Origin of the sequence: Leclercia adecarboxylata, from assembly GCF_006171285.1 — a bacterium.
Taxonomy (GTDB): domain Bacteria; phylum Pseudomonadota; class Gammaproteobacteria; order Enterobacterales; family Enterobacteriaceae; genus Enterobacter; species Enterobacter barmai.
This window is the reverse complement of sequence record NZ_CP040889.1, coordinates 1,645,435-1,658,012: the sequence shown is the minus strand read 5'-3', so window position 1 is coordinate 1,658,012 and position 12,578 is coordinate 1,645,435. Positions and strand designations below refer to the sequence as shown.

13 protein-coding genes are annotated in these 12,578 nt (G+C 57.1%); 6 read left to right on the top strand and 7 right to left on the bottom strand.

Annotated features, from left to right (window positions below):
• Window positions 1-1,182 carry an MFS transporter TsgA gene (tsgA, locus tag FHN83_RS09755; RefSeq protein ID WP_139563738.1) on the bottom strand — a complete coding sequence of 394 codons (1,182 nt, stop codon included), beginning with the start codon at window positions 1,180-1,182 and terminating at the stop codon, window positions 1-3.
• A gap of 278 nt (window positions 1,183-1,460) precedes the next feature.
• Between tsgA and ppiA the strand changes: the two genes are divergently transcribed.
• The 5 genes from ppiA to argD all read left to right on the top strand — a co-directional run bounded on the left by ppiA (window position 1,461) and on the right by argD (window position 4,803).
• Entirely contained in the window at window positions 1,461-2,033 is a 573-nt protein-coding gene (ppiA, locus tag FHN83_RS09750; RefSeq protein ID WP_039031534.1) for a peptidylprolyl isomerase A, read from the top strand.
• A gap of 108 nt (window positions 2,034-2,141) precedes the next feature.
• The gene (locus FHN83_RS09745) at window positions 2,142-2,309 is read left to right on the top strand and encodes a YhfG family protein (RefSeq protein WP_138370778.1); all 168 of its coding nucleotides are present in this window, start codon (window positions 2,142-2,144) and stop codon (window positions 2,307-2,309) included.
• The gene (locus tag FHN83_RS09740) at window positions 2,299-2,901 is read left to right on the top strand and encodes a putative adenosine monophosphate-protein transferase Fic (RefSeq protein WP_039031535.1); all 603 of its coding nucleotides are present in this window, start codon (window positions 2,299-2,301) and stop codon (window positions 2,899-2,901) included. The genes FHN83_RS09745 and FHN83_RS09740 overlap by 11 nt, the downstream gene beginning before the upstream one ends.
• Window positions 2,902-2,931: 30 nt before the next feature.
• Window positions 2,932-3,495, top strand: a complete 564-nt coding sequence (gene pabA / locus FHN83_RS09735) for an aminodeoxychorismate synthase component 2 (RefSeq protein ID WP_139563737.1) — start codon at window positions 2,932-2,934, stop codon at window positions 3,493-3,495.
• An 87-nt stretch (window positions 3,496-3,582) separates the two neighbouring features.
• Complete coding sequence (gene argD / locus FHN83_RS09730; RefSeq protein ID WP_039031537.1) at window positions 3,583-4,803, top strand: bifunctional acetylornithine/succinyldiaminopimelate transaminase; 1,221 nt, start codon at window positions 3,583-3,585, stop codon at window positions 4,801-4,803.
• Between the two features lie 76 nt (window positions 4,804-4,879).
• Here argD and FHN83_RS09725 read toward each other — a convergent pair whose 3' ends face one another.
• A complete protein-coding gene (locus FHN83_RS09725) occupies window positions 4,880-6,967 on the bottom strand; it encodes a YccS/YhfK family putative transporter (RefSeq protein WP_139565433.1) in 2,088 nt (695 codons plus the stop codon).
• Window positions 6,968-7,024: 57 nt separating this feature from the next.
• Complete coding sequence (gene crp / locus FHN83_RS09720) at window positions 7,025-7,657, bottom strand: cAMP-activated global transcriptional regulator CRP (protein ID WP_000242758.1); 633 nt, start codon at window positions 7,655-7,657, stop codon at window positions 7,025-7,027.
• A gap of 310 nt (window positions 7,658-7,967) precedes the next feature.
• Between crp and FHN83_RS09715 the strand changes: the two genes are divergently transcribed.
• Entirely contained in the window at window positions 7,968-8,372 is a 405-nt protein-coding gene (locus tag FHN83_RS09715; RefSeq protein WP_039031539.1) for an OsmC family protein, read from the top strand.
• Window positions 8,373-8,440: 68 nt separating this feature from the next.
• On the opposite strand, the gene FHN83_RS09710 is transcribed toward FHN83_RS09715, so the two are convergent.
• From FHN83_RS09710 to FHN83_RS09695, 4 genes are read right to left on the bottom strand one after another with little or no spacing between them, the layout of a single operon-like run.
• The gene (locus tag FHN83_RS09710) at window positions 8,441-9,310 is read right to left on the bottom strand and encodes a phosphoribulokinase (protein ID WP_139563736.1); all 870 of its coding nucleotides are present in this window, start codon (window positions 9,308-9,310) and stop codon (window positions 8,441-8,443) included.
• A gap of 30 nt (window positions 9,311-9,340) precedes the next feature.
• On the bottom strand, window positions 9,341-9,559 hold the full coding sequence (locus tag FHN83_RS09705; protein WP_039031541.1) for a YheU family protein: 219 nt from the start codon (window positions 9,557-9,559) through the stop codon (window positions 9,341-9,343).
• 2 nt (window positions 9,560-9,561) lie between these two features.
• Window positions 9,562-10,578, bottom strand: coding sequence for a hydrolase (locus FHN83_RS09700; RefSeq protein WP_139563735.1), 1,017 nt, complete (start codon window positions 10,576-10,578; stop codon window positions 9,562-9,564).
• Window positions 10,575-12,479, bottom strand: coding sequence for an ABC transporter ATP-binding protein (locus FHN83_RS09695; RefSeq protein WP_139563734.1), 1,905 nt, complete (start codon window positions 12,477-12,479; stop codon window positions 10,575-10,577). Before FHN83_RS09695 ends, FHN83_RS09700 begins: the two co-directional genes overlap by 4 nt.
• Window positions 12,480-12,578 lie beyond the last annotated feature (99 nt).

The following is a 12,578-nucleotide window of genomic DNA, read 5'->3' as shown; positions in this document are numbered from 1 at the left end:
TTAGTGTGCCGCTGCTGCCTTGTGCTGGCGGTGGCGGGTCACAAAGCCCAGCACCAGACACATCACAAACACCACCGCATAGAGGCCGTTCGCGGTGTGTAACGCTGCCAGCGGGCCGCTGTGGGCAACAATCGGGCCGGTAACCACGAAGGTCAGCATGGTGCCGATGGTGCCGCAGGTCAGCACGAAGTTAACCAGCTTAGGCGAAGCCACTTTGGTCTGCAGGGAGCCCAGGGTGATGATCGAGGTGTAAATGGCGCTGGAGAAGAAGCCGAGCGTCAGAATGAACCACGGCATCTGCTCCGGGGAACCGTTGATGAACAGGTACATCAGCACGGTGGCAGCGCCTGCCAGCACGGTGAGGATGCGCTGCAGATCGAAGAAGCGCAGGATAAAGCTGAACGCCCACATGCCGAACATGTACGACATCCAGAAGTCACTGACCAGCTTGCCGGCATCGTTCAGGCTCATCCCCAGACCTTTGGCGTACTCCGGCACCCAGGAGATAAAGCCCAGCTGGCCCAGGATGTAGCACAGGGCGGCAACGGAGAGGAACAGGACGCCAATACCCCATTTTTCTTTCGCAACCGGCTCGCTGGTGGTCTGCGCTTTTTTGCCCAGAACCGGGAAGTCACAGCCGAAGGTCAGAACAAAGATCGCCACGTAGACCACACCGATGCAGGCATAGACCCAGTACCACTCGATGCTGCGGGCCAGCAGCGCGGCGGCCACCATCGGGAAGATCATCCCGGCCATGCTGAAGAAGGAGTCGGTGAACAGCAGGCGCGCGCCGCGCTGGCGACCTTCATACATGTGGGTGATGAGGAATGTCCCGATGGACATGGTGATCCCGCTGACCAGACCCAGCACAAACATGGCGGCGGAGAAGAGGGCGATGCTGTGGCTGAGCATCAGACCCGCCACGGCAAGCACCATCAGCACAAAGCCAAAACGCAGCTGGGTTTTCAGCGGGACGATTTCCATCAGCCAGGCATTGAGGAAAATGGAGATCAGGATCCCGGCGTTAAGGAAGGTAAAGGTGTTACTCATGCTGGAAACGGGCAGGTTGAAATAGTCTGCGATATTTCCCATCACCATCCCGGTGACAATTACCAACGCACCGGTGAGGGCGTAGGAGAAGAAGCTGATCCATGTGAGCTTGATACGATTGCTGTTAGTCATGACTGGCCTGTGAATAGAGATGTAAAGCGCGTTGACTGCGCTGCGGGCGGCCAGATTTTAATCGTGAATGTGATCTAATTAAATCTTTTAAGATAAATTATTCATCAATTGCATAGAAAAGAGTGATATTAATCACGTTAACTTCACTGGCCTGAGTTTGCCCGGCGGTTACATCTGTTTCAAATTGGTAAAATTAGGTAAATGGCTGGCCTAGGTTCATACTGCTCTTTAGAATCAAGCCATTCGCTTTCTTTACTGCGCTTTGTTAAGGAATTCTCATGCTCAAATCAACCCTGGCGGCTGTCGCGGCTGTACTTGCTCTCTCAGCCCTCTCTCCTGCTGCGCTGGCAGCGAAAGGAGACCCGCACGTTCTGTTGACCACCTCTGCCGGCAACATTGAGCTGGAACTGAACAGTCAGAAAGCCCCAATTTCTGTGAAAAACTTCCTCGATTACGTGAACAGCGGTTTCTATAACGGCACCACTTTCCACCGTGTGATCCCAGGCTTCATGCTGCAGGGCGGCGGCTTCAACGAGCAGATGCAGCAGAAGCAGCCTAACCCGCCAATCAAGAACGAAGCGGATAACGGCCTGCGCAACAGCCGCGGTACCATCTCGATGGCGCGTACCGCCGATAAAGACAGCGCCACCAGCCAGTTCTTCCTCAACGTGGCGGACAACGCCTTCCTCGACCACGGCCAGCGTGATTTTGGCTATGCGGTATTTGGTAAAGTTGTGAAAGGCATGGATGTGGCCGATAAAATTTCTCAGGTGCAGACGCACGACGTCGGCCCTTACCAGAATGTGCCGACAAAACCGGTAGTTATCCTCTCTGCGAAAGTCCTGCCTTAATCCCTGCTGGCGCGGGCAGTCTTTGCCCGCGTTGCCTTTACCTCCCTGCGAAACTGCAGTTTGCTGCTTATACTTGTGGCAACACGGGCACAAGCAGGGAGGTAACAGGTGAAAAAACTCACTGAGAAACAAAAATCCCGTCTCTGGGAACAACAGCGAAACGCGAATTTTCAGGCCAGTCGCCGTCTTGAAGGGGTCGACAGTCCGCTAGTCACGCTCAGCGCCGACGAGGCACAGTTGCGTCTTGAGGAACTCAGGAGGCACTATGAGCGATAAATACGGCAACGATCGCGATCCCTATCTCTATCCCGGACTGAATGTGATGCGTAACCGGCTGGGCATCCGCCAGGCGGAGCGTCTTGCGCAGGCGGCGTATGAACTCACTGCCCTGCGCGCGGCTACCCTCGGCCTGGGGCCGCTGCTGCGCGGACTGCCGCATCTGTGCGCCATTCATCAGCATATCTATCAGGATATCTTCGACTGGGCAGGTGATATTCGTGAAATGGATATCTACCAGGGCGATACCCGCTTCTGCCACTTCGCCTACATCGAAAAAGAGGGCAACGCCCTGATGCAGGATCTGGAAGAAGAGGGGTATCTCGTCGGGCTTGAGAAAGCGGACTTCATCAACCGCCTCAGCCACTACTATTGCGAAATCAACGTCCTGCACCCGTTCCGCATCGGCAACGGCATTGTTCAGCGCATCTTCTTTGAGCAGCTGGCGATCCATGCGGGCTATCAGCTCGACTGGCGCGATATCGATCCTGAGGCGTGGGCGCAGGCCAACCAGAGCGGGGCGATGGGGGATCTGAGCGCGTTGAACGCAATCTTCAGTAAAGTGGTAAGCGAAGCCCGGGAAACTGAGTAGAATAGGGCGGCCATTTTTTCGGGAGCCGCCATGATTCTGCTGATTGATAACTACGATTCCTTCACCTGGAACCTGTACCAGTATTTTTGCGAACTGGGGGCGGAGGTGGAGGTCCGGCGCAACGACGTGCTCTCTCTGGAGGATGTCGCGGCGCTCAATCCGCAGAAAATTGTGATCTCTCCCGGACCCTGCACGCCAGATGAGTCCGGCATTTCGCTGGCGGTGATCCGCCACTATGCCGGTAAATTGCCGATTCTGGGCGTCTGCCTCGGACATCAGGCTATCGCCCAGGTCTTTGGCGCCACCATCGTGCGGGCCGCCAAAGTGATGCACGGCAAAACCTCCCCGGTAACGCACACCGGCACGGGAGTGTTCCTTGGCCTGAATAACCCGCTTACCGTCACCCGCTACCACTCCCTGGTCATCGATCCGCCTACCTTACCCGACTGCTTTGAGGTCACCGCCTGGAGCGAAACGCAGGAGATCATGGGTATCCGCCACCGGGAATGGGATCTGGAGGGGGTGCAGTTCCACCCGGAAAGCATTCTCAGCGAGCAGGGCCACCAGCTGCTGGCTAATTTCCTCAATCGTTGATTTTTAGTTGCCATGAAGTGATTTTTTAAGCATATTTCGTGATTATATTTTCACTTCTGCTTTTTGCTTAAAAAAGGGTGGGGTTACATGGCAACTGAACAATCTGCAATTACGCGCGCGACATTCGATGAGGTGATTCTGCCAATTTATGCACCGGCTGAGTTTATCCCGGTGAAAGGGAAAGGTAGCCGCGTCTGGGATCAACAGGGCAAAGAGTACATTGATTTTGCGGGCGGCATTGCAGTGACGGCGTTAGGTCACTGTCACCCGGCGCTGGTCGAGGCGCTGAAAAGCCAGGGCGAAACCCTGTGGCACACCAGCAACGTCTTTACCAACGAACCCGCGCTACGTCTGGGTCGTAAAATCATCGACGCCACCTTTGCCGAACGCGTGCTGTTTATGAATTCCGGCACCGAAGCCAACGAAACGGCCTTTAAGCTGGCCCGGTATTACGCGTCCACCCGCCACAGCCCGTTTAAAAGCAAAATCATCGCTTTCCATAACGCGTTCCACGGTCGTTCGCTGTTTACCGTGACCGTGGGCGGTCAGCCAAAATATTCCGACGGCTTTGGCCCGAAACCGGCCGACATCATCCACGTGCCGTTTAACGATCTGCATGCGGTAAAAGCGGTGATGGACGATCACACCTGCGCGGTAGTTGTCGAGCCCATCCAGGGCGAAGGCGGCGTGATGGCGGCAACGCCAGAATTCCTGCAGGGACTGCGCGATCTGTGCGATCAGCACCAGGCGCTGCTGGTCTTTGATGAAGTGCAGAGCGGCATGGGGCGCACCGGAGATCTGTTTGCCTATATGCACTACGGCGTGACGCCGGACATCCTGACCAGCGCCAAGGCACTCGGCGGCGGTTTCCCGGTCAGCGCGGTGCTCACCACCCAGGATATCGCCTCGGCGTTCCACGTGGGCTCTCACGGCTCCACCTACGGCGGCAACCCGCTGGCGTGTGCGGTCGCAGGGGCGGCGTTCGATATCATCAATACCCCGGAAGTGCTGAGCGGCGTTAATACGAAGCGCGAGCAGTTCGTGAAGCATCTCCAGCAGATCGATGCCCAGTACGATGTCTTCAGCGATATCCGTGGCATGGGGCTGCTGATTGGCGCCGAGCTGAAGCCGCAGTACAAAGGCCGGGCGCGTGATTTCCTCTATGCCGCCGCCAGCGAAGGGGCGATGGTGCTCAACGCCGGACCGGACGTGATGCGCTTTGCGCCGTCGCTGCTGGTGGAAAGCGCGGATATCGACGAAGGGATGAACCGCTTTGCGAACGCGGTGAAGCGGGTGGTTCAGGCGTAGTTGTGTTGCCCGGCGGCGCTGCGCTTGCACGGGCCTACGGATTTGTAGGCCGGGTAAGCGCAGCGCCACCCGGCAATTAATACGGCGTGCGTTTCAGCCGCCGGATCAACCAGATACCGTGATGCGGGCGCTGGCGCCACGCCACCGACGAAATGGTGTGCATGGTGTTCAGATGCCCCAGAATACGCTGCAGATGCTGTTCCAGCGTGCTCATGGGGCCGTGCGTCAGGGTCTCTGGCGCTTCCAGAATATTACTGTCTCCGCTCTCCCCCGGCGCGTCATACTCCAGACGCTGCTGACAGCGCTGAAGCGCAATTTCACACGACTGCAAATACCGCTGCGCCAGATCGGGCGTCAGCATCGTATGTTCCCGCGCCAGCGTCGTCATCGCATTGATATGTTCGACGATAAACTGGCTGTGCGTCACCCACAGCCGCATATCCGCCAGATAGGCTGAATTGAAGCCCGGCTCCTGCATCGCCTGATTCAGGGAGTTGAACAGCGCGTTGTGCGCCTGGTTAACCTTCATGCGCTGCCACGCCAGCGGTGTGGGTTGCGGATCGTCGCTGAGGATCAGGCGGATGGCCTCCTGATCGGCCTCCAGCGCGTCGTGGGCGTTCTGGCGCAGCAGCCCGCTTTGCCATTGCGGCCACAGCCATACCATCCCGCCGAAAGCGATTAAACAGCCAATCAGGGTGTCGGCCAGTCGGGCGATAATAAACTGCTCCCCGTTCAGCGTGATCAGCTGAAGGGTGTACACGGCGGTCACCGTGAAGCCCACCGTCGCCCAGCCGTAGTTCTTACGAATGAACAGATAACTTACCAGGGTGACCATCAGCATCCCCGTCAGGGTGTAGCCTTCCGGAACGTGGAAGTGCAGGGTAACGCCGGCAATAACCAGCCCCGCCAGGGTACCGGCCGCCCGGTGGAGAATGCGTACCCGCGTGGCGCTGTAGCCGTTTTGCGTCACCAGCAGGACGGTCATTAAGATCCAGTAAGGCTTAGGCAGATGCAGCGCCACGCCCATCAGGCTGGCGATACTCAGCATCACGCTGATGCGGGCCGCATTGCGCAGGGCGGCAGATTTAAGCGACAGATAGCTTCTCAGGGCGGGGATCAGCGGCAGGCGCTTCTGCTTGTCCGCCATCAGATCGCGCGGATAGAGCGGACGCTGGGTGCGGAGCACGCGGGCAATCCGGCTGAAGTGCCATGCGCAGAACTGACCCACCGGGTTATCCGGGTGCTGGCGGGCGATTTTTTCCAGCGCGCCAAGCTGCTTGTCCATGTTGAAGCGGGTGGGATAGCGATGATAGAGAATGTCATCCGCCAGCACGCGCAGACGGGCGGCGACGGTCAGGGCGTTCCAGCGGATCACCGCTTCGGCGTGGCTGCGCTCCACCAGCGTTTGCACCTCCTTCGGATGATGCAGGCTGACGGAGATGTGCTCCTGCAGATCCAGACCCACCTGGAAGGTACGCAGCAGCCGCTTGTATTCATGATTTTTGTTCGCGGCAAGCATGTGCAACTGCTGATAACACTGGCTAATCAGGTCGACCACCTTCTGCTGGCGGGCCAGCAGCGGCGGTAACGATTTTTCAGGGTCGGTATGCTGGGTCAGCAGGGTGTATTTGGCTTCGCAGTAATCGGCCAGTTGGCGGTAGAGCACGCTCAGGGATTCACGCAACGGCTGCTCGCGCCACATCCAGAACCAGAACCAGTTGAACAGCCCGTACCACAGGGTGCCCAGCGCGTAGATGAGCAGCGGCGCCCAGATCGGCATATTTCCCGCCAGGCTCAGGGTAAAGATGGCGGCAATCAGCGAGGCGGGCAGCAGGCGGGCATGCAGGGCGCTGATCTCTGCCGTGACCCCTAACGTCATCGCCAGCACCGTCAGAATGAGGGGCAACGGTATATCGCGCGCCAGCAACAGCTGCACGGCCAGGCTACAGCCGGCAAACAGCGAGCCGCCAATAATCAGGCGTTTAAAAAAGCGTTTATGGGGCGTGTCGAGGCCAGCAATGTTGCAGCAGGCGGGGACGAGGGAGAACAGCAGACCGTATTGCAGATAACCGAGAACTAAACCCACAGCCACAGGGAGACACAACACCAGGGTTTGCCGCAGTGCGTAGTTAACTTCCGGGTGATAGATGAGCCTGCGCCACATGGGTGAGAGAGACAAAAACGGCGTGTCATCGTGCGATGCCACGCCGTCTGAGTGGAATTAACGTGTTCCGTAAACCACGATGGTTTTACCGTGGGCGGAAATCAGGTTCTGATCTTCCAGCATTTTCAGAATACGGCCCACCGTCTCACGAGAACATCCGACGATCTGACCAATTTCCTGACGGGTGATTTTAATTTGCATACCGTCCGGGTGGGTCATGGCGTCTGGCTGTTTCGCCAGGTTCAGCAGAGTCTGAGCGATACGGCCCGTCACGTCCAGGAAGGCGAGGTTGCCCACTTTCTCGGAAGTGACCTGCAGACGGCGAGCCATCTGCGAAGAGAGGCGCATCAGGATATCCGGGTTAACCTGGATCAGCTGGCGGAATTTCTTATAAGAGATCTCAGCCACTTCACACGCGGTTTTCGCACGGACCCAGGCGCTACGCTCCTGACCTTCTTCAAACAGGCCCAGTTCACCGATAAAGTCTCCCTGATTCAGGTAAGAGAGGATCATCTCTTTGCCTTCTTCATCTTTGATCAGCACTGCTACTGAGCCTTTGACGATGTAATACAACGTTTCCGCTTTTTCACCCTGGTGAATCAGCGTGCTCTTCGATGGGTACTTATGAATATGGCAATGAGACAAGAACCATTCGAGAGTCGGGTCTGTTTGCGGTTTGCCAAGCACCATGCGCTGTTATCCTCTGTTATAAGCTGTCTCCAGAGTCTGGCTGTGTACCTGTACTCTGGGGGTTGCAATCGAATTCTTCCCCCTGCCTGGGGAGCGGCTGTCACAATAATTAGCAGCCTGTAATGTGTGATGTCCTCTGCATACATGTGTAACGTCAATGTATTACTGTAGCATCTCGACTGTTTTAGCATAGGTTTTGCCGCGTGTCTCCTGGTGTCTCGCTTCAGCTTGATGCAGGTCGACTTCCGTTGCCAGAATTGTTACTGGCGCGTAATCTGACAGGAAAAATGCAATCCTGGAGTTAATAAAAATGCAAGCACGTGTGAAATGGGTTGAAGGGTTAACCTTTCTCGGTGAGTCTGCCTCGGGCCACCAGATACTGATGGATGGCAACTCCGGTGACAAAGCGCCAAGTCCGATGGAAGTGGTTCTGATGGCGGCGGGTGGATGCAGCGCAATCGACGTGGTATCGATTCTGCAAAAAGGCCGTCACGACGTGACTGACTGCGAAGTAAAGCTGACCTCAGAACGCCGGGATGAAGCGCCGCGCCTGTTTACCCATATCAATCTTCACTTCGTGGTGACCGGCAAAGAGCTGAAAGACGCTGCGGTCTCCCGCGCGGTGGATCTCTCTGCGGAGAAGTACTGCTCCGTGGCGCTGATGCTGGAAAAAGCGGTCAAAATTACCCATTCGTATGAAGTGATCGAGGCATAAGCTTGTGGGGCATCGTGCGGTCTGATGCCCTCACCCCGACCCTCTCCCACAGGGAGAGGGAGAACAGATTAAGCGATCTTCTTGCCTTCCATCAGCCGCTGCACCAGCGGCGTCATGATTAACTCCATCGCCAGCCCCATCTTGCCGCCCGGCACCACCAGCGTATTCATGTGCGAAATAAACGAGCCCTGCAGCATCGCCAGCAGCCAGGGGTAATCGATCTCGTCCAGATTGCGGAAATGGATCACCACAAAGCTCTCGTCCAGCGAAGGGATGGCTTTTGCCGCAAACGGGTTCGAGGTGTCCACGGTCGGGACGCGCTGAAAGTTAATATGGGTGCGGGAAAACTGCGGCGTGAGGAAGTTAATGTAATCCTCCATGGAGCGAACCACGGAATCCATCACCGCTTCACGGGAGTGGCCGCGCTCGCTGGTATCCCGCGTCAGCTTCTGGATCCACTCCAGGTTAACGATAGGCACCACGCCCACCAGCAGATCGACATGGCGCGCCACGTCGTGTTGCGGCGTGACGACCCCGCCGTGCAGACCTTCATAAAACAGCACGTCGGTGGGTTCCGGCAGCGGCTGCCAGGGAGTAAAGGTACCCGGCACCTGGTTCCACGGCACCGCTTCGTCATAGGTATGCAGGTATTTGCGCGACTGGCCGGTCCCGCTGCGTCCGTATTCCGCGAAGGTCTGCTCCAGCATGCCAAAGTCGTTGGCATCGGGGCCAAAGTAGCTGATATGTTTGCCGAGATCGCGCGCTTTGCGGATTGCCATATCCATCTCAGGACGGGTGTAGCGGTGAAAGCTGTCGCCCTCTACCTCTGCAGCACGCAGATGCAGTTGCGAGAAGATCTTACGGAAGGCGAGGCTGGTGGTGGTGGTGCCTGCACCACTCGACCCTGTAACGGCAATAACCGGATGTCTGGCGGACATAGCAACTCCCTGAGTGGAAAGAGTGTGCGATCAGTCGCGAAACTGACCACGGGGCATGATATTCACCGTCTCGTGCAGTTCGGACCACACCAGAACGGCCTCACCGCTTTTAAGCTGCTGTTTAACATCGGCGACTTTCATTTCAAGCGTGCGTTCATGTTCACCATAATCTGTGCCCTCACGCAATACAAAGCTTTCAATCAGATTATCCAGCGTTTCGGGAGCCAGATCCTGCCAGGGAATGATCATGTTTACTTTTCCAGATATGTGGTCAGCCAGTCCGGGATACGTGTCTCCAGCCACATCTGCGGTCGACGCAGCGTGCCGCCGATAAAGCCCACGTGTCCGCCATGTTCGGTTAGTTGATACTGCACGTTGGCCGGTAAATGGTCCGGCGCCGGGATCGAGTGATGATCCATAAAGGGATCGTCTTTCGCATGAATAATCAGCGTAGGCCGGGTGATTTGATTCAGCAACGGCATGGCGCTGCACTGGCGATAGTAGTCTATAGCATCGGCAAAACCGTGGATTTTCGCGGTGATCAGATCGTCAAATTCGCGCAGGCGACGCACCCGTTTCAACTGCTGAAGGCTGACAGGCAACGTGTCCGGGTAGGCCTTGAGCTTACGGGCGGCGTTGGCTTTCAGTAAGTTCAGCAGATAGCGCTGATAAACGCGGGAAAACCCCTTCTCCATATGATAGCTACACTGCTCAAGCATGAACGGCGCAGAGACAATGACCGCCGCGTCGAGCGGGACGTTATCACCCTCTTTTGCCAGCAGGCAGGCGAGCATATTGCCGCCCAGTGAATAGCCTACCGCCGCGGTGGGTGCCGGGCCGTGGGTCTGCACCAGCCAGTTCAGGAACCAGCGACCATCTTCGATCTCGCCGGAGTGGTAGATCCGTTTTTGCCGGTTCGGTTCGCCGCTGCAGCCGCGAAAATGCATCACCACGCCAAGCCAGCCGCGCTCTTTCGCGGCATGGATCAAACCGTGGGCATAAGGGCTGTGCAGGCTCCCCTCCAGACCATGAAACACCACCAGTCGCGGTTTATGCTGCGCCTGAGAGGGATCTTCACTCCAGGCGAGATCCACGAAGTCATCATCCGGCAGGTCGAGCCGCTGCCAGTGGGGCGTGAACTGTAACTTCCGGCGCAGCAGGCGCGGGAGCATGGTTTGCAGATGCGGGTTCGCCACGCCGCGCATGGGGACAAATGTCGCGCTCTCGTCGTGGGGAAAATTGAAATCAGATGGGATTGTTTGTGTCATAGGGATGCGAGCATGTCCTCAAGCTGCTCCTGCGCGTCGAGCCAGGCCATTTCACACTCTTCAAGGCTGGATTTGGTTTTTGCCTGAACCTGCAGACACTCTGTCAGTTCGGCTTTGCGGCTCTGGTCGTACAGACCGCTGTCACTGAGCTTCTCTTCCACCGTGACAAGCGTGGCGTTGAGCTTCTCCATCTCTTTTTCCAGACGGGTAATCTCTTTACGCAGCGGCTGGGTCTGGGTGCGCAGCTCTGCTTCGCGACGCTTCTGATCCTTACGGGCCTGGGCGCTGTTGACGTTCTCTTTAGCCCCTTCCACAGGCTGGCTTTCCTGCTTCTGAATGTCGCTCAGCCACTGCTGATAATCCTCCAGATCGCCATCGAACGGCTCGACTTTGCCGTCATGCACCAGATAGAGATCGTCGGTGGTGGAGCGCAGCAGGTGACGGTCGTGCGAAACGACCACCAGCGCGCCTTCGAATTCGATTAACGCTTCGGTCAGCGCCTGACGCATGTCGAGATCGAGGTGGTTAGTCGGTTCATCGAGCAGGAGCAGGTTAGGGCGCTGCCAGACGATCAGCGCCAGCACCAGACGGGCTTTTTCACCGCCGGAGAAGCGTTCGGTATTCTCGCTGACTTTATCGCCCTGGAAACCGAAGCCGCCCAGATAATCACGCAGCTTCTGCTCCAGCTCCTGCGGGGCCAGACGCGCCAGGTGCTGCAGCGGTGATTCATCAGCGCGTAAAAATTCCAGCTGATGCTGGGCGAAGTAGCCGAGCTTAATACCCTTCGCCAGACCGATGTCGCCACGCACAGGCGCAAGCTCACCTGCCAGCAGCTTAATCAGCGTCGATTTACCGGCGCCATTGCGCCCGAGCAGACCGATACGGGAACCCGGCACCAGGTTGAGCTTGATAGAATCCAGGATAATGCGATCGCCATAGCCGGCGCTGACCTTTTCCATTTTCAGCAGCGGGTTGGGCAGGCTTTCCGGAGCCCGGAAGTTAAAGTGGAACGGGTTATCGACGTGCGCCGGGGCAATCATCTCCATGCGTTCCAGCATCTTAATGCGGCTCTGAGCCTGTTTAGCTTTTGACGCCTTCGCCTTGAAGCGATCGACAAAGCTCTGCAGGTGCGCCACGCGCTGCTGCTGGCTTTCGTACATCGCCTGTTGCTGGGAGAGACGGACCGCACGCTGACGCTCAAACGAGCTGTAGTTGCCGGTGTACTCGAACATGGTTTCCTGTTCGATATGAATAATTTTGTACACTACCGGATCGAGGAAGTCGCGATCGTGGGAGATCAGGATCAGCGTGCCCTGATAGCTCTTCAGCCACTTTTCCAGCCAGATGACCGCATCCAGATCGAGGTGGTTAGTCGGTTCATCAAGCAGCAGCAGGTCAGAGCGGCAGATCAGCGCCTGGGCCAGGTTAAGGCGCATGCGCCAGCCACCGGAGAAATCACTTACCGGACGCTCCAACTGCTCGTTGCTGAACCCCAGACCGTGCAGCAGGCTGGCGGCGCGGGAGCGGATGGTCCAGGCATCAATGGCGTCGAGTTTGCCGTGTACGGTGGCGATCGCATGACCGTCGTTACGTTCGTTGGCGGCGTGCAGTTCGGCTTCGAGCTTGCGGTACTCCCGGTCGCCGTCGATAACATAGTCCATCGCCGGGACGCTCAGGGCAGGCGTCTCCTGGTTTACCCAGGCCAGCTGCCAGTTGCCAGGGTAGGTGAAGTTACCGCCGTCGGCAGTGATTTCGTTTTTCAGCAATGACAGTAACGTGGATTTACCACAGCCGTTTTTGCCCACCAGGCCCACTTTCTGGCCCGGGTTGATGGTGGCTGTAGCGTTGTCCAGCAGGACACGTACGCCGCGACGAATTTGTAATGAGGAGAAAACAATCATAGAGCGCCGTATGTTCCGACTATGTTAAGTTGTCATTATAATCAGGTTAAATGTGCCGCCACGCGCCGCGTGGGTGTGCCATGGTAGCCCAAAATAACA